We start from the raw sequence: 20,002 nt of genomic DNA, 5'->3' as shown, positions 1-20,002 counted from the left end.
AGTTGTGCAAATGTTCATCACTATCTCAATATCAATCAGTTTGGCATCACCCATGACGAGAAGAATAAAACATCAATTCGCATCTAAAACCTATGCTGAGTGCTGGGCTTTAAGGGGGGGTGAAATCGATTAAGACATTCAAAACCTTTCACAGAAAAACACCTGTAAAAGATCAACAAAATGACAAACACAAAAAAGCCCAGACATCCTATCTGGGCTTTTTTGTATCTGTGGGTTAAGCATGACTCCTGTCGCGCCTCACATCCTGATGCTAAAACTTATTGTTGTTGTTTTATGTTCCGGAACATCCTGTTCCTGTATGTAGCCATCATAAAAAATATGGACATGGTTGCCAATCCGCTAAAACCACAATTTCATGTGCGCTTAAGCGCACAAATTAGACTATTTTTTAATCAAATCTTAAGCGAATGATAATAGCTCTCTATTCCCAGCGCTGCCTAATCCAGCGATTTAGCGGGGTAGAATAATATTTTTCAATCGCCCAACTGAGTACAATACTGGCAATAAAAAATAACGCTAACAACATCAACTTTTCTGCTGGTAACGTTGTTTTTGGAAAATAAAATACCTTGATAAGACCCAGTACAATTAAATGAAATAAATATAACTCATAACTACGTTGTCCAAGCCATACCCATGCTGCACGCATTGGTCCTGGAGCAGTTGCGACAGGTTTTTGAGCCACTGCAAAAATCAATACTGCGGACAATAAAGCAAAGACGCTAATACTCCATGTACTGACTTCAATAATCGGTGCATAGAGATATAAAACCACCATCAATAAAGAACTCACCACAATCAACAACTTTTGCGTCATGGCACTAATTGACTTGCGTTGTAACAACAACGCAGTCAGGCAGCCGATCGCAATACCATCAAAACTTGAAAAATAATGGTAAAGATAAGCCCCACTCTCTTGCCCAAAATGCAAGTGACGAAAATATGGTGCATAAGCAATCACTGCAAGCATCAATAAAATCAGCCCTTTACCACGTCCAAGCAAAAGACATAATAGCGGAAATACCACATAGAATACTTCTTCAACTGACAATGACCAAAGTACGCCATAGGCATAATTAACCCAACCATATTCAATGATCAGCAGATTCATCCAAAAGGTCAGTGCAGAAAAAACAGTTAAAGCATAAGAGACTTCAACACCATTGGGAGCTTGATTGATAAAGGGTTTTAACCCAAAACTTCCTAGTATGGTCACCATACTGATCAGCAATAATAAGCACGGGATTATTCGCGCAATCCGCCGCACATAAAAAGGCTTAATCCGTATATTGGCTAGGTGTTTATCACGGCGCAAACTATGTTGGGTAATTAAAAAGCCAGAGATTACAAAAAATAGTGTGACACCATAGTTACCATTACGTGCCAACAATGTCGTAATGCTCTCCCCAAAAATTTGCACACCAAACAGTGTATCGTGCAACTTATAAGGAATATTAAAGTGGTGTAATAACACCAGAACAATTGCGATTCCGCGTAAAATATCAATTTTATAATTTCGCATCGTATCAGCTGTGTATATATTGATCCGCTATTAAATACGATTTACGAAATAGCTTTCAACCAATCTTTTAACTTTAGTTATTCATAGAGTTAGATTGATCAAACTTTCTAATGTACAGAGTCCAATTGCAAGATCAATTGGTCATTATGATCAACTGAGCGTTATGCTGATTTCATTGGTGCTGAATGCATCAATGATTGACTCATTCGAAATTAGCTTTTTTCTAAAATAAACTCATCACTACTGTCATAGGCCAGCCCAGTGTCTTGATTATATATCTCAGTAAAATCACCAGCCCTCACTATCAGTCCACGCTGTGAAGTCCCGACCAATTGGATTTTATCTTGAGCAGCATCCAAAAATACGAAACGCCCAGCAAGATGTTCAGCAGGTTCATCTTGAGCATTGCGCTCACGCACCAAGCGATAACTTTGATCTGCATAAAGTTTTAAATCGACATGTGTACCTTCACAGCCCTCACAACGAGTAATACACGTTTTGCAAGGAGTATCGGCTTGATAGTGTCCCACCCAAGGCTGAAGTTCTGGGCGAAGACTGGCTTTTTGAGTAGCCAAAGCATCATTGTTTTTCTGAGATTGAACAGTTTGTGTTTGCTCTGATTCTGATTTTGAGCAAGCAACGTTTAGACTGACACACAATAATGAGGTCAATAATGGTTTATTTTTCATTTAAATTAATGCACTTAAATCAAGATATTGTAAAGAGATCAGCTGAAGCTTCATCGCCACAGTTTGCGTCGCACACTATACGATTTTTCATAGAAAATTTATAACGAAAATTACTGAAAAATTTGAGCACAAATTATGCTCAAACATGGGACAGTACTAAACGATTTGAGTCTGCTTAAAAATCAATATCAAACAGCTTAAACAATCATACATGCTCAAGTAACTGTGAGAATTGTTGAATTCGTACCTTTGGCTGAGCTTCATCTAATTCCTCGGGAGATCCATACCCGTATTCAACAGCAATGGTCTCAATACCATGACGTCTTGCACCCAAAATATCATGTTCACGATCACCAACCATTAAACACTCTGTCGATTTAAGTTGTTGCTGCTCCAAAATATAAGCGATCAAATCACCTTTATTGGTACGATCACCATTAAGCTCACTACCATAGAGTTCGGTAAAAAACTGATCTAGCTCGAAATGCTGCATGATTTGTCGGGCATAAATGATCGGTTTCGCTGTCGCTAGAAATAATTGAAAGCCTTGATGCTGCAATACAGCAAGTGTGGTTTGTACATCTGGAAACACTGTATTTTCAAATAAACCTGTTATAGCAAAGCGCTCTCGATAGCCCAAGAGAGCCTGTTCAGCACGATCATCATCAACAGCAACATTTAAAATTTTTGCCAATGAAGCTTTCAGTGGTGGGCCGATAATCCAGTCGATATTGGTTTCGGCTGGTAATGAATATCCAACTTTGTTTAAGCCATAACGTGCCGAAGTGGTAATCCCCACTTTAGGGTCAGTGAGTGTGCCATCTAGGTCAATCAGAATATTTTTAATCACGACAACATCCAAAAATAATGAACTACTCGAGTGTAATGCAAACTTTGCTTATACTAGAGCAAGTTAAATTTCGATAAGGATACCATGGTGCGCGCAACAGTACTTTGTTTTTCTGGTTTAGACCCTTCTGGTGGTGCAGGTATTCAAGCTGATATTGAATCCATTGGACAAAGTGGTGCGCATGCTGCTATTGCCTGTACCGCCCTCACCATTCAAAACTCTCAACAGGTTTTTGGTTTTGAAGCTGCATCCAAGCAACTGCTTTTGGCCCAAGCCAATGCCGTAGTCAAAGACTTACCGATTCGCTGTGTCAAATCTGGAATGCTTGGCACCACTGAAAATATCGCTGCCTTGGCAGAATTTTTAGCTGAACATCCAGACTATCAATACGTGCTTGACCCTGTATTGGTTGCCAATAGCGGTGGTTCACTTGGCAATCAAGCCACTTTTGTCAAGGCCTTTGCTGAACTCATTCCTTTAGCGACTGTGATAACGCCTAACACTGTAGAACTGCGTGCTTTAACAGGTGAAGATGATCTGGAGCTTGCCACACAAAAACTATTCGCTATGGGTGCTCAAGCAATATTAGTCAAAGGCGGTCATGAAGATACCCCTGACTATATTCGTAATGCGCTTTATATTGCAGGTGAATTAGTTGCAGAATCACGTTGTCCACGTTTAGCGGGTGAATACCATGGCTCTGGCTGCTCTTTAGCAAGTTTTATCGCTGGACGTTTAGCTCAAGGTGATGCATTAAAAACTGCTGTACAACATGCTGAAACGTGGTTGTTTGGTGTATTGCAGCAAGCTGAAAGCCCTGTGGAAAATGGCCAAAAGATGCCAAAACGCTTTTAGAGCCCGAGCGAACTCAGGCATCTACACCCGCTCAAACAACTTAAGGATGAAATATATATTTATGGAGAAAGGTTTTATTTAATAAAATTATTCACCAATAAGCTTTTCACATCATCCACTCGACCAGCCAAGAGTGCTTTAACCGCATACTTTGATGTTGAAGTCACTTGACCTATGTTTGGATCTGGTGGCATCACTAACTCCATTGGGTTGGTATGTACATCCAATAAGGCAGGACCATCATGGGCTAACCATGTTTGTACTGCCTGCTCCAAACCTTCGCCGTGTGTTTGAGTCATACCTTTTAAACCAATGGCCTCAGCCACATGCCCAAAATCAGGGTTTTGTAGATAAGTAAAATTATCCAATAACCCCTCTACTTTCTGCTCTAATTCGACAAAGTTCAGTGAACTGTTATTGATAACGACTATTTTGATCGGTAATTTTTCTTGAATACAGGTCAGTAAGTCGCCGAGTAACATCGCTAGACCACCATCACCACAAATCGCAATGACCTGTCGCTGTGGAAATGCTTTTTGAATCCCTAAAGCTTGTGGCATTGCATTGGCCATTGTTCCATGTAATAAGCTGGTTAATGTACGGCGCTGGCCATTTACATCAATATGTCGTAATAACCAAATAATCGGTGAACCGCCATCTGCTGTAAAAAAAGCATCGTCATCAGCATACTGATTAATTAGGGAGACTAAGTATTGCGGATGAATCAAGCCCTCTTTACCGACTCGCTCTTCTTTACGTCTTGCTACATCACTTTCTTCTTTTAATACCAAACATTTTTCTAAGAAACTGCTTGATGATTTTTTCTCTAGCAACGGCAGTAACGCATCTAAACTGGGTTTAATATCTCCCACAGCACCAAATGCTATCGGATGGCGTCGACCCAAATGCATCATATCAATATCAATTTGAATGATCTTTGCCTGTTTAGGATAATACTCAGGCCAAGCAAAGTCGGCACCTAACAACAACAAGACTTCACATTCCATAATGGCATGTAATCCTGCTTTGTTGCCAAACATACCATTCATACCCATATTGAAAGGATTTGCGTATTCAATAAAATCTTTTGCTCTTGATGTATGGACAACAGGTGCATTGAGTTGTTCCGCCAATCGCACGACTTGATCATGTGCATGTTCACAACCAATCCCTGCATAGATCGTCACTTTACTATGCTGATTAAGTAACTCTTTAATACGATTGAGCTCTTGCTGTGATGGGGTACAAACAGGTTGGGCCAGTTGTAATTGGTAGGCTAAACCACTTTTTACCTGTTGCCGACTCACATTGACTGGCATAATCACAACCGCTACACCACGTTTACTGATCGCACTCTGACAAGCCAATGTCATAATATGTTGGGTTTGGTTGGCGTCTGTGATTTCTTCACAAAATACAGAACACTGCTTATAAATACTTTTAAAATCGACGTATTGTGGGAAATCGATATAACCTGCTTGATCTGTAGCCAACTGGCTTGCGATCAGAACTACTGGAGAGCGGTTGCGATGTGATTCAAATAAACCATTAATAAAATGTAAACTTCCAGGACCACATGAGCCAGCACAAGCAGTAAGGTGACCACTCATCATGGCATCAGCACCTGCTGCAAAACCACCCACTTCTTCATGCCTGACATGCACCCAAGCAATATTACTCTTCGCTATTGAATCGGTAAAATGATTGAGTGTATCTCCGACGATACCATAACAATGTCTTACACCCGCTTGTTCTAATACTTCAACCATAATATCGGTTACATTCTTCGTCAGCATTTTATTTATCCTGTACTTAGTTTGTGTTATTGCAATTGAATGGTCTTTTTAATAATGAATTTGAGTGTTTATTGAATAATGGATGAATTGAAATCGTTGAATAAGTAAAGTGACTCATCCAAAACAACTCACTAGAAATAGTGATGGAATCATTGGCGAACCCATACAGTCGCTCTGTGATTTTTTGTAAACATATTTTATCGAAATCAACATTAATCTCGATAAATACAGTGTCTTATTTAGACTCTATGCTAAGTAAAGTCTGTTTATAACCTAAACCTCCAGCAAAACCGACCAATTGCCCGCTGGCACCAATCACTCGATGACAAGGTACAATGATTGAAATTGGATTTTTACCATTAGCAGCACCAACAGCACGAACTGCTTTTATATTGCCAATTTGTTCAGCTATCTCTTTATAACTACGTGTTTCACCATATGGAATAGTTTGTAAAGCTTGCCAAACTTGTTGTTGAAATGCAGTCCCAGCAAGATCTAAAGGCAAATCAAAAACCTGACGTTGGCCTTGAAAATATTCATGCAACTGCTGTTCAACTTTTAATAAAATCGGATGAGTTGGGTGTTCAAGTAAACTTGCAAGACGCAATCGTTTAGGATCTTCAGTGTCCCATTTCACTGCAACTAAAGCTTGATTGTGGGCAACTATTTGTAGTTGCCCGACAGGTGAGTCCATATATTTAAAATATAGCTGCATGAGTGCTCGCTTTTGACTGATCTTAAACAGTTATGATGAAGACAATTTCATCAACAGCAAACCAGAGATAATCAACACTGCTGCAAGCATACGCATTGCTGAAGCTGGTTCACCTAAAATAAATATACCCACCAGAAATGAACCAATAGCACCAATACCTGTCCAGATGGTATAAGCCGTACCTAAAGGTAAAGTCTTCATGGCATAAGCCAACAATGCAAAACTTAAAATCATGAAAAAGATGGTGACCACGCTCGGGGTGAGCTTGCTAAACCCATCTGAGAGTTTCATGGAGTATGCCCAAACGATTTCAAAAATACCCGCAAAAATAAGTACGATCCAGGCCATGATACCTTTCCTTCTGTTTATGAAGTCAGGTCGTCCTGACGATTTTTCCCAGTTTGGGGGAGGTCGTTCCTCCTGATGAGAAAATTTAAGTATTGATTAAATTTTAATTAATTTTAGTGTCGATTGTCACATAAGACAAGTGTTTTTACCTTACACTGCCCTCTTCACATCGTGAAGAAGGCAGTCTGTAGGATTAAAACTTTACCCGTAATCCTGCTCCATAGTACCAATCTTTATCAGTCGCTGTTGCCGCCTGCCAAGGTGTTTCTTTTACACCCTTTTTATATTGATAAGATACATCAATAAAAGGCATAAATTTCTTACTTATTTCATATCGCGTTTCAAGTCCTGCTTCAACAGAGCTTAAACCTGATTTTTCAGCAAATTTTGATTGGTCACGCAGTACAATATCAGCCCCAACATAAGGTTGTACGATGAGTTTTTGCGTTAATAAAATATCACGTTCACTATGTAAACTCATACTCCAGCGCTGGTCTTGGCCTGCATAAAGGTATGCTTCTGTTTCAAAGAAATACTGCGCCATACCATAAAGCCCAACTACGGCATCAACCTGATCTTTATCTGTGGTTTTTGCATCGTCATATCGATAACGCACACCCGCCTGCATATCCCAAAAATCAGCTATATTTCGGCTATATAATAGTTCGCTGCTATAACTAGATTGTTCTGACTCGGCCTTTTCATGCGCTGCTCTAAAAAAAATTTTATGGATATCACCACCAAACCAAGTTTCTAACTCTGATTGTACCGCCCCATGACCTGACTTGTTTTGCGTCCATTTACTTTCAATCGTGGTCAATTGATAGTTTTGTCCACCGTGTTCTTTTGCATGCGCTTTATGATCAAAAGCCTCAACGGACTGATCGATCTGGGTATTTGCGATGACGTCATGTTGCTGATGAAGATCCATATCTTGAGCAAAACTCGATGTACTCCACATCAAGCTTGTACTTGCTACAAAAGCAAAATAAAAAGTATTAGTGCGCATGATGGGCTCCTTGCTCCGCTACAGCCTGAGTTACAGGCGTTACAGTTGCCTGGTCGTCAACTTTGGCAACAACCAATTTACTCATCATCCCTGCACTCATGTGATACAGCAAATGGCAATGGATTGCCCATTCTCCGATTTCATCAGCAGTCAAAAGCGCTGTCACGGTTTTACCCGGTGGAACAATCAAGGTATGTTTATTCGGCATATCTTCGCTCGATTGGCCATTTTCAAGCTGCATAAACATGCCATGTAAATGCATAGGGTGCGCCATCATACTGTCGTTGACAAATTTGAGTCGGATTCGCTCACCATATTTCACTTCTAAAGGTTCCATATCGGTAAACTTTTTACCATTAATGGTCCAAATATAGCGCTCCATGGTTCCGCCCAAATGCACCACTAATTCCCGCTCTGCCGCACGTTGATCTTTTTGTGGGGTTAATGATTTTAAATCACTATATTGCAAAGCCTTATGCCCTACTGGTGTAGAAGCATTTGCCCATCCTTGTGGTGGCAACACAGTTGCAGTCGTATTCTGAGCAGCAGCCATACCACTCATCTTAGAATGATCCATGCCACTCATCTTAGAGTGATCCATATCATTCATCTTAGAATGATCCATGCCACTCATTTTAGAATGATCCATATCATTCATGTTTGAATGATCCATGCCACTCATCTTAGAGTGATCCATTCCACCCATCTTAGAGTGATCCATTCCACTCATCTTAGAGTGATCCATACCTGCATGTCCGCCCATATCTTCCATGGTCAAGACAGAACGAGGACGTGCTACAGGCATTTGGATCGGCTGTATTGTTTGAAGCTTTTGGTTTTGCAGAGTTCCAATGGCAAAACCACTACGGTCAATCGATTCTGCTTCAATCTGATAACGCTCAGCTGTTGGCTCAACCAACACATCATATGTTTCTGCTGTACCAATACGGAATTCATCAACACTCACTGGTTTAACAGGCTGACCATCTGCTGCAACCACTGTCATTTTCAGATTTGGAATATTGACATCAAAGAAAGACATTGCAGAAGCATTAATAAAGCGTAATCGAACCTTTTCATTACTGGCAAAACTTCCTGTCCAGTTTTGTTCTGGAGTTTTACCATTGACTAAGAAGGTATAACCTGTGACATCAGACATATCCGTTTTCAGCATGCGCATCTTGTTCCACATACTTCGATCTTGCCAAGCACTTTTAAAACCCTGTTGCTTAAACTGACGGTAGACATCAGACAAAGTTTCACGCTGATCTTGATAATATTCAGCAGATTTTTTCAGGTTCTTCATGATCTGTGCACTGGTGGACTCATGAAAATCAGAGAGCATCACCACATAATCACGCTGTGCAGCTTCATGCTGAGCAAGTGGCATTTTTCCTTTCGGATAAATCACCAATGGTCCATATAAGCCATCTTGTTCTTGGCCTTTAGAATGCGAATGATACCAATAGGTACCGCTTTGCCGTACTTTAAAACGGTAGACAAATTCTGACTGCGGTTTAATACCATTAAAGCCATTGAAACCAGGAACACCATCCATAATTCCAGGCAATAACAAACCATGCCAATGTACAGAAGTATCTTCATTTTTCAGGTTGTTGCGTACTCGAATAACCGCCTCATCACCTTCTTCAAATTCAAGTAAAGGCGCAGGCATTTGACCATTCACAGTCATTCTTAATAAAGGTTTACCTGTGACGTTGACCATGTTTTTATCAATCGTCAGCTGATATTCACGTACTGCTGCAACAACCCAGTTTGAACTGAATAGACATACGCCCAAGACCAGGGCTCTAGGTATAGATATAGACATAACTTAATCCGTAAATATTTAAAAAGGTTAAAAATATTAAATGAACGGATTAAGCACGTGGTGGACGGAGAATCTCTTGATTAAAACCGACGAGATGTTGGGCCTTATATCTACCCAACAGATGATGAGTCATCGGAGAAAAAATTGGCACAGCTAAAGCAACTGCTTGCTGAGTGACAGCCAAATTACTCACTTGACAATAGGCCGCACTACAATCAGCACAGCTTTGCATAGCAGAGCTAAAACTTGTATCACCTGCTTGGCAAATACTGAGTTGACTTACAGCATGTTTAACGGCGTTATGATCCTGATGTTGAGTATTATTATGTTCGCCGTGGGCCTTCTGATCATCTGAATGATGTACTGAACCACTCATCTGCATACAGTGAGCAGATTGATCTAGAGCATTTCCCATAAGCGCATGCATGGGTTGAGAAAATGCATGAGACACAGCACTGCAGCCTATGGCAAAAACCATAAGCACAACAAACCAAGTGTGTTTGCAGTATTGTGTGAAATTCATCAGACATCCAATAACGTTAATCTGGATAGATCAATAAGATCTGCCCCCATACTAAACAAAACTATTTTAACTCTCAACTTTTTTGGGAAAATGTAAAATAAAGCAAACAATAAATTAGTTTAAACATTGACAGCTAAAAATTTTATGGGTTTTACAAGATTCACGAGTTGTTTAAGTTATGAACAAGTTATACATAGGCTTATCAACACAGTTACCCACATAGTTATCGTCAAAGTTATCCACAGGGCATTATGGATATGTCTCCTATAAAAAATACCCGAAATATTTCGGGTATTATTTTTGACTCATTTTTTAAAAATTTGAGAACTTTTTAGTTCAAATGATCAGGTATTCAGTTGACCCACTTGAGCTAATTCTGCACGCATTTGATCAATCACAACTTGATAATCTGGCTGATTAAAAATTGCCGATCCAGCAACAAACATGTCTGCACCCGCTTCTGCGATCTCGCGAATATTGGCAGGACCTACCCCCCCATCAACTTCTAAACGAATATCACGACCCGAAGCATCGATAATTTTTCGTGCTTGACGCAATTTTTCTAAAGTACCAGGAATAAATTTCTGTCCACCAAAACCTGGGTTGACGCTCATAATCAAGATTTGATCTACTTTATCCAACACGTAGTCTAAATGATGTAAAGGTGTCGCAGGGTTAAACACCAAACCCGCTTTTGCCCCACCAGATTTAATCAATTGTAATGAACGATCGATATGATGACTCGCCTCAGGATGGAAAGTAATAATATCTGCACCTGCATCAAGGAAATCCCCAATGATACGATCAACAGGGCTCACCATTAAATGCACATCAATTGGTGCTTTAATGCCATATTTTTTTAATGCTGTACAAATATGTGCACCAAAAGTTAAATTTGGCACATAGTGATTATCCATGACGTCAAAATGCACAACATCAGCTCCAGCTTCAAGTACACGTTCGACATCCTCACCTAAACGAGCAAAGTCTGCAGATAAGATAGAAGGTGCAATGAGATAAGGCTTGGACATGGTTTTCCTGGCGTATGTATAAAAGTGCCTCAGTATAAAACTTTTCACTCTCTTTGTGCAGCCCTACTCCATAAACTGCAATGCTGTGTTTCAGAAATTCTATATATAATAATAGGTTAATTTGTTAGGCTAAAAAGTTATTGTCCTACAGAGTACATGGCATGAAAACAAGCACGCAGATTCACTTAGAACATTCCGATATACAACAAGAGGCTCAGCGCATTGCCAAACGCCTAGTTAACCATTGGAAGCATAAATTCCAAATTGAACAAACAAATGAATACCAACAAATAATTCATATGCCTGAAGCCAGTGTTAGCCTTCAAGCACTACAAAGTGGCCTTCATGTGACGATTGAAACTCAAACAGAAGATTACGCTAAGCTTGAACGAGTGGTATTGGATCATCTTAACCGTATGGCCCACCAAGAGTTTCAAGTTGAGTGGCAACGCCAAGACGGCTAAGCACATATTTGATAGCGAATTTAAAATGCTCATGTCATTGTGACCGACTAGAAATCTTGATTTCTACTTTGGCGACTGAGCTTGCTTCGCCTTAAAGTCCAAAACCATCTGAATCCGATCCTGAGTGATTGGATGGGTGGAAAGTATCTGTGTCCAATTACTGCCTTTAGAGTCTTCTGCACTCTGCTCTTCAAGGCGTTTTAAGAAATTCGCATAATGCATGACATCTATTTTACGTTGTTGCATTTGATTGAGTGCGTATAAGTCAGCGTCTTGCTCAAAATTACGTGAAAACTTTGCTCCAGCCAAAAGCATAGGTATGCTGTTTAATAAATCGGAGCCGTCACCACTAATCATCATGATGACTGCACCTACACCTAAACCTGCAATCGCTTGTTGTAAACTATGGCGATGTTTTAAGTGGCCTTGTTCATGTGCAAGCACGCCTAAAATCTCTTGATCATCTTTCGCCAAGGCCACTAGCTCATCAGTCACAATAATCGTGTTATTCGGTAAGGCTAAGGCATTGGCAGACAGCGCATCGCCCTTTCTAAATAACAATTTAGCAGGTTGATCGGGTTGAATGAGTGCTGCATAAGCCTGCTTGAGTTGTGACTGCCTTGCAGTAGAAAGCTGACTTGGTTGAGTCTGTTCAAAGACATACTGCTCAGATTGCCCCCCGATCTCATTGAGTGTGGATGCAGGCAATTGCATGGCAATATGATATGCGGCAAATGGCACTCCCCAGCGTACGAGGACAAAGATAAAGCCCACCATAAAAATTAAACTGAAAGCAATCAAACTTGGGCTGCGTTCTAAATGCCATATCTTCTGCTGTAGTTTTTGTTGTTTAAGCTTAAACATCTCAGGCAGGTCACGACTTAAAAACTCAATACGAGCATCGTTATTTAGCTCGATTGCGGGATGATTATCACCAATTGCACCTAGGAGTTCCATCTCTTCACGACGTATACGGTGGATGACTTTACGCCCCTCCACCATATAGTGTATTTCAAATTGTTCAGGATCAATCAGTAATAGTTGAGCCTGATGTGGTTTGGCCACAATACCATCATAAAATATCACTTGAACAATTTGCATCAGCTTAAATCCTACAGTTAAAGTGAAATATCAAGATCAAAGATATCTGAGATTTCTTCAGCTATCGCATTATGATCTTTTTGTACCATATTCAACATTTGGTCTGGATCATCTTCTAAATATAAACACAGTGACTCTACTTGATAACGATGTAAACGGATGGCTGCCCAAGGTGTTAATAAGCCAAAGCTTAGCATCCGTGCCACCCAGTTGGTCGCTAAAATCCAACTATAGCGCCACTGATTACATTCGGTTTTAAAGCGACTATTGCCCACCTTTATATGATTCCAAGTCGCAATATAAATTCGTGCCAATATCAGTGGTCCTACAATCACAATAAAAGCAAAATAAATCAGGACCATCATCGTGATGACATCTTCATTCATACCACTAAAACTTGCGCCAATCCCAAAAAAGATCAGAACAACGAACATCACGATAGCAATGCCCAGTGGTACATAGACTGCACTCATATAATGAAACCAATCATTATCCAGTTTAAATTGCAGTTGCCCCGCATAAAGATGATCAAAACAGTAGCGCTTATATAACCAAATAGTGACGGGTGCAAATAAGCCTAATGTAACTATGGTAATCAAGATTGCGAGGACAAATTGTCCATAGACACGACGTGTAGTACCTGAAAAATAAAAACGACTATTCCCCAATTTACTATTACGTGCCGTAAAACGCATGGTAGCGCGTAGTAGCCAAGGCATAGCCAAATAAAGAATCACCACACCATAAGGAGCAAGTCGAGGTGACCAATAGCCTAATGAGCTCGCACCCAGCCAAACACCGATTGCAATTAAACGCCCCACCAAGATTTTTTTGGGAATACCGGTAAAGTCAAAACGACGTTGAGCAAATTCAGTATTTTGATAAAAATAACGTAAACGTCGTACTTTTGCCCAAGGTGAGTAAAGGCTCAACGTGATAATGGTTAAGATAATATTGACGATCCAAATTCCAAAATACTCTGAAGCATTGCCATGAAATTTAAAACGATAGACAGGTGGTGCTGAAGGAGAACCGAAAGGACTCATCCCCAAAGGGGGTAGTGCTGAAGGTAAATTGGGCGGCTGTGTTGCCGCCTGATCATGTATGTGTTGCTGCATGCAGTGTCCTGTATAAACCCAGTACAACCGTTGCTGATCAACACGTTACTGGATTTATCCCCGTAAAATTCGAGCATGAAAGGCAATATGACTTTCAATATAGCTCGCTATAAAGTAATAACTATGGTCAAAGCCCTCACGCATATTGAGTGTGAGTGGATAGTTTTTTTCTACGCAAACCTGATGAAGTAATTCAGGTTTAAGTTGTTCTTGTAAAAAGCTATCTGCAGTACCTTGATCAATCAAGAGCGGCAATTGTACTTGACAAGTTTTCACCAATTCAACAGCATCATATGCTTTCCAAGTCTGTTGATCTGCACCTAAATAGGCTGTAAATGCCTGTATGCCCCATGGTACTTGGCTTGGCGATACAATTGGAGAAAATGCAGAAATGCTGTGATATAGTTCAGGATTTTTTAATCCAATAACCAAAGCACCATGACCACCCATACTATGGCCCATAATGCTCTGTTTACCATTTGTAGAAAAATGCTGATCAATCAATTGTCTCAGCTCATGCACAATATAGTCGTACATCTGATAATGCTTAGACCATGGTGCTTGCGTCGCGTTGAGATAAAAACCGGCCCCTTGTCCTAAATCATAAGCAGCATCGTCAGCGACATCAGCACCACGTGGACTGGTATCTGGCGCAACAATGATCACCTTATGCTCAGAAGCATATTTTTGTGCACCGGCCTTGGTTATAAAATTTTGTTCATTACAGGTCAAACCCGAAAGCCAGTAGATGACTGGTAACTTTTCATGTTCTTCATGTGCGGGTACAAAGATTGAAAAATTCATTGAACATTTCAATACTTCCGACAGATGTTTATACACCAGCTGTACACCTGAAAAGCAGTTATGTTGTTCAATTTTTTCCATTGCTCTCATCTCTTATGGCTGTGCTGTCTGTATAGTTTGCACTGGTGTTATTTGTTCTGTTGCTGTAGTGATTGCTGTTTTTTGAGGAAAGAGATGTTGCTCTAACTGAGGCAACATTAACTCCATATTTTTACCAATCACCCACTGTGGCTCTGAGGGTTCAAAACCTTGTGCACTTTCCCATTTCGCCACAGTTTCAGACGCTTGCTTGAAACTGGCTTTGAGTGAGGTATTATCTCGCATCGCCATTTCAAAAAGCGCACGGCCAAAATACGTATAATCCGCTTCATTTGAACAGCCAAATGAAGCACGGTCTGCTGCTGAAGCAGTAATAATCAATGTATCTGGTGACTGTAATGCAGGTATAAAACTTCCTGAATAACATGCAGAAATTACAATAACTTTCCAACGAATGCGTGACTTATCAAGCACATCACGCAACCATTTTGGATCAACATCATCAAGATCAATCGGGTCATTGCTCAGTTCAAACTGATTGGCCAAACCATGCGATGTCATATATAAAAAGAGCACATCACTTTCTGGATTCATTTGTTGGCCAATACGATTTAATGCCTGTTCAATGCTGGTCTTGGAGGCAATAGGTGCTTCAGTCCATGTATCGGGATTATTTACCAATTCAACAGAACGCCCTAAAGTGGCAAAACGTGTATCAAATTGTTGTTTGATTCGTTCAATTTCTATTTTAAAAACATCCTGATAGCCAGCTCCTGCTACACCAAGAAAATACCATTTAGTTTGTGCGAACTCACCTAACTGTACTTGTTCCAATTCAGTATTTAACAACCTGCTTTGCGCATAAAAAGCTTTTTCTGAAATACTCGGTTGTGTAGTGATTGTTTTAAAAATTGGTTGATCCCGCGCTGAGGTTTGCCACACCATCAAGGTAATCAAAGTACCCACCATGATCAGCGCACGCTCCCACCACGGCCATTGTAATTCACGTGCAAATACCCAAACTACGGCCAAACTCTGCCAAACAAAGAACAGCATAAAGACCAGTGGTAAATAATCGTAAAAAAACTCAGGAAGGAGGTCTAAAACCAAGAGATATTGAATAATGCTTTGCAGTATCGCAATGTGTGTATCAAGCACAAGCCAGAGTATTGCAGGGACTAACATAAGCCGTGCGTTATTGACACGTTGTGATAAAAATATCCCAACAATCAGAGCAATAAACGGCCACAATGCATAACTGACTAAACCTTGTTGGTTAAAATAACCTTGAGTACCTGTAGACAGCCAACTAAATAATGTATTGGCTGCGCCCCCCAAAATCCCCCAAAACAATAACTGTACGATAGACGGTCGCACAATTTGCAGTGATTTTCTTGAGCCTAAAAATAACCATAAACCAGCACGTTGGTTACTGTTTAAATCATGCCAAAAATTAATTGAGGGTTTGAGATCGATCATAGATTTTTCAGTTAAGGCCTAAGGCTTCTCTTCATATTTTGACTCATGTAAACATGAACCGAAACACACAATGCATCTACTATATAACAATTTTTCAGAAGATTTTGAAGCATTTAATGACATTATGTACTTTACTTAAAGTATGCATCAAAACGACACGCATCACCTAACCATTGATGATCTGGTGTAACATCTGCCAAATTCACTGCTAATCGTGGACGTTTAACAACAACACGCTTGGCAATCTGACGTGCAGGTTCTAAAAGGCTATCTCCTAGATCCATATGCCCATCATCTGCGAGCAACAAATGCAACAACTGCATTTGTTTTTTTACTAAGGCTTGCTTTTTATTACTATTTTGATCGCGCTGAGGGAACATCGGATCAAGATAAACCACATCAACCTGTATTTGTTCGCTCACACACTGTTCTAAATACTCTTGTGAATCTGCAAAAACCAGACTCATTCGAGCTGCTGTCTCTGCCAAATATGGATCTTGAGCAGCCTGTGCCTGAGCAGCTTCGAGTAGAGTCAGTAAAATCGGATGACGTTCCACCAAAATTACCTCAGCCCCCAAATGTGCCATCAACAAACTGTCGTGCCCCAAACCTGCAGTTGCATCAATCAACTTGGGTTTTTCAGCCAACTGACAAGCACGAGCCAATAACTCTGACTTTAAACTGGCGCGTTTTAAACGAGACGTTTCACCGCGCCAATCTGGCTGCATCTTCATGCCTTCAGCAGACAACCACAAACCTTCATGATCTAAACACAAAGCCAGTTCTGGGTGTTGACGTAAAAATCGAGCATTCAACTGCTCGATTTCAACACATTCAGTGGATACACCACGCTCAGCCAATACCGTCTGATAAGACTGTGCTTGCGTGGTATATTCAGCTGTAGCAAATAAGCGAATTTCGCTTACCATAATTTCCAGCCTGTTAATGCAAATAATAAAATAATCAACCCAGATACAATGCGGTACCAGGCAAACACCATAAAGTCACGTTTTGCCACATAGGCAACTAATACACGAATCAGCACCAGCGCAGACACAAAAGAGACTAAAGTACCAAAGGCCAAAACCATCCAGTCTTGCTCAGTTGTAAACACATGGTAACTTTGGTAAAGATCAAGCAAGCCCGCCCCAACAATGACAGGAATACCCAAGAAAAAAGAAAACTCAGTTGCCGCTTTACGTGATACGCCAAGCATCATTGCGCCAATAATCGTAGCGCCCGAACGTGATGTTCCCGGAATCAATGCCAAAACTTGAATTAAACCAATATAAATCGCTTCTTTAATTGTAATATTATCAACTTCTTCAGCATGAATTTGACGTGGATTTTTTTCCACCCACCAAATAATCAAACCGCCGACAATCAAGCCAATAGCAACTGAAATATCATTAAACAATAGTCCCTTGACAGTTTGACCAAAGGTCAACCCGACCAACATAATTGGAATCGATGCCAAGATCAGGCTAATACCCAAATGCCGCCCTTTCTTCTCTCCAGTGACTAAGCCTGTTGCTGCGCCCCAAAGCTTGCCCCAGTATTCATATATGACTGCTGCAATTGCACCAACCTGAATTGCAACAACAAAAACATCACTTTTTTCTTTAGTCCAGAAATTCATTAACTCCGAAGCTAAGATCAAATGTCCGGTGCTTGAAATGGGTAGAAATTCTGTAATACCTTCTACGATACCCATTACAGCGGCTTGAATGAACAATAAAAAATCCATGATTTTTCCTATTTAGATGCTTTGCCTTGTTCTGAAATTTTTTTCCAAGCATTTTCACGTAAATAAACAGGTAATGCATGTTCTGCATCAACCCATAGTTGTTGTTCTGCCATCACTCGAGCAATTGCCGCAATATCTAAAGCATCAGCATGAATCACTAAATCAGTATTGGCTTGGGCTTCTAGTAAATGTGCACCAGACCCCACTGCTGTATATTTTTTATAGCTTGCGGCTTGGTCATAACTCAGCATACGCTCGTCATCAACGGCTTGCATGATCTCTTGCTCAAGTTTAAAACTGGCAATGTACACTTCATTCATACGAGCATCGAGTACCGCAGTCACTTCAGTTAAACCTAAATGACGATAAGCTGCTTGTGCAAGGGCCTGTAAAGTCGATACCGCAATTACAGGAGTATCGTTTGCCCACGCCAAAGCCTGACAAACTGCAGCATTGATTCGCACGCCACTAAATGAGCCTGGACCACGACTAAATGCAATTGCTGTCAAAGCAGCACAATCCACACCCGCCTCATTCAAAGCTTGATCGATCATGGGAAGTATTGTCTGCGTTTGAGCTTTAGCACGCTGATCTAGTTGAAAAAATAATGTCTGTGTTGCATCGACCAATGCCACAGAACATTGCTCATTGGCGGTTTCCAATGCCAGCAATTTCATGCACAAGCTACCCTATGTAAATTTGCGACTATTCTACTCCACTGCTATGCAGATCGCGAGAGCAGATCTATAGTAAATCTAGTCCAAATCACGATTTATAAACAATGAGCTTAATTTACTTAATCTGTTCGCTCTCATCAAAACGATAAGGGACTAATGCGACAAAATGAGGAAAATGTTCTGCATAATGTAGTGCGCTTTGTTTCAATTTTACTTCCGCATCTGCATCTAAGGTACGAATAACCTTGGCAGGAGAGCCCACAACAAGTGAGTTATCTGGAATCACTTTACCCTCAGGCACCAAAGCATTGGCTCCAATAATACAGTTTTTACCAATTACCGCATTGTTAAGTATCACCGCATTAATGCCAATGAGACTGTTATCCCCAATACTACAGCCATGTATCGTTGCTTGATGGCCTATAGTGACATAATCGCCAATACGCACATCGATTCCAGCATCAGTATGAATTACTGCATTTTCTTGGACATTACTATAATCACCAATTTGGATCAGACTATTGTCACCCCTAACCACGGCGCCAAACCAAATACTGACTTTACTGCCCAATTCAACTTGCCCAATCACTGTCGCATTATCTGCAATCCAACCATCCCATGGTTGCACCCGTGTACGGGGTGAATGGCCCTTAAATGTATACATCATGGTGATAACATCCTCATTACTTGCACGTTAAAGCTTATTACTTTGGAAGTAGATTAATCTGTGTTGCATCAATTTTTGCTGTTTCAATAGTTGTCGCGTCGATCAGCATAGGCCATGATTTTTGCACATTAAACCCATACTGGAATAGCGAAATTAAAATCCGTGCAGTTAATCCCCAAATCACCTCATTTTCAATTTGAAAACTTGGGAAGTACAAAGACTGCTGTGCATACTGTACCTTATGCGGTTCAGGTTGAGTCACCATAAGCTGTTGTAGGGATGCAAAGAAGATACGATCAATCTCTGTAGGTTGCGGCACAAGTTGAATTTCAGCTGGAATAATCCCAACGATTGGTTTCACTGTAAGACCATTACGCACTTTTTCCATAGGCAGATCGCCCACGACTTTTACATCAAAAGGATTCAATGCCGTTTCTTCCCAAGCCTCGCGTAAGGCGGCTGCAATATCACTGGTATCAGTAGGGTCACGTTTTCCACCAGGGAAAGCAACCTCTCCTGCATGAGAGTTCATATTGAGCGCGCGTCGGGTAAGTAATACTTTGGGATCTTCTTCTTGCGTAATCGCAATCAATACAGCTGCTTGCGCATCTTGCTTACGCTTCGCAAAACGCAACTGTTGTTCGAGTTGCTGTATCAACTTTGGATTTTCCATTTTAATTCAATTATTTTCCTATTTGTTTTAGCTCTAATATATA

General features: G+C 40.5%; 21 protein-coding genes. 2 read left to right on the top strand and 19 right to left on the bottom strand.

Annotated elements, in window-relative coordinates:
* Positions 1 to 442: 442 nt before the first annotated feature.
* The 3 genes from Aru01_RS01640 to Aru01_RS01630 form a co-directional block, all read right to left on the bottom strand.
* A complete protein-coding gene (locus Aru01_RS01640; RefSeq protein ID WP_016657351.1) occupies positions 443 to 1,543 on the bottom strand; it encodes an acyltransferase family protein in 1,101 nt (366 codons plus the stop codon).
* Positions 1,544 to 1,755: 212 nt separating this feature from the next.
* The gene (locus tag Aru01_RS01635; protein WP_016657352.1) at positions 1,756 to 2,232 is read right to left on the bottom strand and encodes a copper resistance protein NlpE N-terminal domain-containing protein; all 477 of its coding nucleotides are present in this window, start codon (positions 2,230 to 2,232) and stop codon (positions 1,756 to 1,758) included.
* A gap of 205 nt (positions 2,233 to 2,437) precedes the next feature.
* Positions 2,438 to 3,082: an HAD-IA family hydrolase gene (locus Aru01_RS01630; RefSeq protein ID WP_016657353.1), complete on the bottom strand. Its 645-nt coding sequence runs from the start codon at positions 3,080 to 3,082 to the stop codon at positions 2,438 to 2,440.
* An 87-nt stretch (positions 3,083 to 3,169) separates the two neighbouring features.
* Between Aru01_RS01630 and Aru01_RS01625 the strand changes: the two genes are divergently transcribed.
* Positions 3,170 to 3,937 (top strand): hydroxymethylpyrimidine/phosphomethylpyrimidine kinase, encoded by a 768-nt coding sequence (locus tag Aru01_RS01625; RefSeq protein WP_040331403.1) that lies wholly within the window; start codon positions 3,170 to 3,172, stop codon positions 3,935 to 3,937.
* 74 nt (positions 3,938 to 4,011) lie between these two features.
* Here Aru01_RS01625 and Aru01_RS01620 read toward each other — a convergent pair whose 3' ends face one another.
* The 7 genes from Aru01_RS01620 to rpe form a co-directional block, all read right to left on the bottom strand.
* Complete coding sequence (locus Aru01_RS01620; RefSeq protein WP_016657355.1) at positions 4,012 to 5,733, bottom strand: ubiquinone-dependent pyruvate dehydrogenase; 1,722 nt, start codon at positions 5,731 to 5,733, stop codon at positions 4,012 to 4,014.
* A gap of 235 nt (positions 5,734 to 5,968) precedes the next feature.
* Complete coding sequence (locus tag Aru01_RS01615) at positions 5,969 to 6,448, bottom strand: methylated-DNA--[protein]-cysteine S-methyltransferase (protein ID WP_016657356.1); 480 nt, start codon at positions 6,446 to 6,448, stop codon at positions 5,969 to 5,971.
* Between the two features lie 30 nt (positions 6,449 to 6,478).
* Positions 6,479 to 6,796 carry a quaternary ammonium compound efflux SMR transporter SugE gene (gene sugE, locus Aru01_RS01610; protein WP_016657357.1) on the bottom strand — a complete coding sequence of 106 codons (318 nt, stop codon included), beginning with the start codon at positions 6,794 to 6,796 and terminating at the stop codon, positions 6,479 to 6,481.
* A 193-nt stretch (positions 6,797 to 6,989) separates the two neighbouring features.
* Positions 6,990 to 7,805: a copper resistance protein B gene (locus tag Aru01_RS01605; protein WP_016657358.1), complete on the bottom strand. Its 816-nt coding sequence runs from the start codon at positions 7,803 to 7,805 to the stop codon at positions 6,990 to 6,992.
* Positions 7,795 to 9,636 (bottom strand): copper resistance system multicopper oxidase, encoded by a 1,842-nt coding sequence (locus Aru01_RS01600; protein WP_016657359.1) that lies wholly within the window; start codon positions 9,634 to 9,636, stop codon positions 7,795 to 7,797. Before Aru01_RS01600 ends, Aru01_RS01605 begins: the two co-directional genes overlap by 11 nt.
* Before the next feature lie 49 nt (positions 9,637 to 9,685).
* Entirely contained in the window at positions 9,686 to 10,159 is a 474-nt protein-coding gene (locus tag Aru01_RS01595; RefSeq protein ID WP_016657360.1) for a hypothetical protein, read from the bottom strand.
* Positions 10,160 to 10,503: 344 nt separating this feature from the next.
* Positions 10,504 to 11,190, bottom strand: a complete 687-nt coding sequence (gene rpe, locus Aru01_RS01590; RefSeq protein ID WP_016657361.1) for a ribulose-phosphate 3-epimerase — start codon at positions 11,188 to 11,190, stop codon at positions 10,504 to 10,506.
* Between the two features lie 161 nt (positions 11,191 to 11,351).
* On the opposite strand from rpe, the gene Aru01_RS01585 reads away from it, so the two are divergent.
* Positions 11,352 to 11,654 (top strand): DUF2218 domain-containing protein, encoded by a 303-nt coding sequence (locus Aru01_RS01585; RefSeq protein WP_016657362.1) that lies wholly within the window; start codon positions 11,352 to 11,354, stop codon positions 11,652 to 11,654.
* 63 nt (positions 11,655 to 11,717) lie between these two features.
* On the opposite strand, the gene Aru01_RS01580 is transcribed toward Aru01_RS01585, so the two are convergent.
* From Aru01_RS01580 to Aru01_RS01540, 9 genes are all read right to left on the bottom strand, one after another.
* Positions 11,718 to 12,755: a M48 family metallopeptidase gene (locus Aru01_RS01580; RefSeq protein ID WP_016657363.1), complete on the bottom strand. Its 1,038-nt coding sequence runs from the start codon at positions 12,753 to 12,755 to the stop codon at positions 11,718 to 11,720.
* 17 nt (positions 12,756 to 12,772) lie between these two features.
* The gene (locus Aru01_RS01575; protein WP_016657364.1) at positions 12,773 to 13,873 is read right to left on the bottom strand and encodes a YjgN family protein; all 1,101 of its coding nucleotides are present in this window, start codon (positions 13,871 to 13,873) and stop codon (positions 12,773 to 12,775) included.
* A gap of 54 nt (positions 13,874 to 13,927) precedes the next feature.
* Entirely contained in the window at positions 13,928 to 14,758 is an 831-nt protein-coding gene (fghA, locus tag Aru01_RS01570; protein ID WP_016657365.1) for an S-formylglutathione hydrolase, read from the bottom strand.
* Positions 14,759 to 14,770: 12 nt separating this feature from the next.
* Positions 14,771 to 16,195 (bottom strand): C13 family peptidase, encoded by a 1,425-nt coding sequence (locus Aru01_RS01565; protein WP_016657366.1) that lies wholly within the window; start codon positions 16,193 to 16,195, stop codon positions 14,771 to 14,773.
* 131 nt (positions 16,196 to 16,326) lie between these two features.
* The gene (locus tag Aru01_RS01560; protein ID WP_016657367.1) at positions 16,327 to 17,124 is read right to left on the bottom strand and encodes a class I SAM-dependent methyltransferase; all 798 of its coding nucleotides are present in this window, start codon (positions 17,122 to 17,124) and stop codon (positions 16,327 to 16,329) included.
* On the bottom strand, positions 17,118 to 17,942 hold the full coding sequence (locus tag Aru01_RS01555; protein ID WP_016657368.1) for an undecaprenyl-diphosphate phosphatase: 825 nt from the start codon (positions 17,940 to 17,942) through the stop codon (positions 17,118 to 17,120). Before Aru01_RS01555 ends, Aru01_RS01560 begins: the two co-directional genes overlap by 7 nt.
* 8 nt (positions 17,943 to 17,950) lie before the next feature.
* Positions 17,951 to 18,619: a tRNA (adenosine(37)-N6)-threonylcarbamoyltransferase complex dimerization subunit type 1 TsaB gene (tsaB, locus tag Aru01_RS01550; RefSeq protein ID WP_016657369.1), complete on the bottom strand. Its 669-nt coding sequence runs from the start codon at positions 18,617 to 18,619 to the stop codon at positions 17,951 to 17,953.
* 115 nt (positions 18,620 to 18,734) lie between these two features.
* The gene (locus tag Aru01_RS01545) at positions 18,735 to 19,286 is read right to left on the bottom strand and encodes a gamma carbonic anhydrase family protein (protein ID WP_016657370.1); all 552 of its coding nucleotides are present in this window, start codon (positions 19,284 to 19,286) and stop codon (positions 18,735 to 18,737) included.
* A gap of 37 nt (positions 19,287 to 19,323) precedes the next feature.
* Complete coding sequence (locus Aru01_RS01540) at positions 19,324 to 19,959, bottom strand: CoA pyrophosphatase (RefSeq protein WP_016657371.1); 636 nt, start codon at positions 19,957 to 19,959, stop codon at positions 19,324 to 19,326.
* Positions 19,960 to 20,002: the final 43 nt, after the last annotated feature.

The sequence above is a fragment of the Acinetobacter rudis genome (assembly GCF_000829675.1).
GTDB lineage: Bacteria > Pseudomonadota > Gammaproteobacteria > Pseudomonadales > Moraxellaceae > Acinetobacter > Acinetobacter rudis.
Note: the sequence above shows the minus strand (reverse complement) of the source record. Positions and strands in the feature narration are given on the sequence as shown.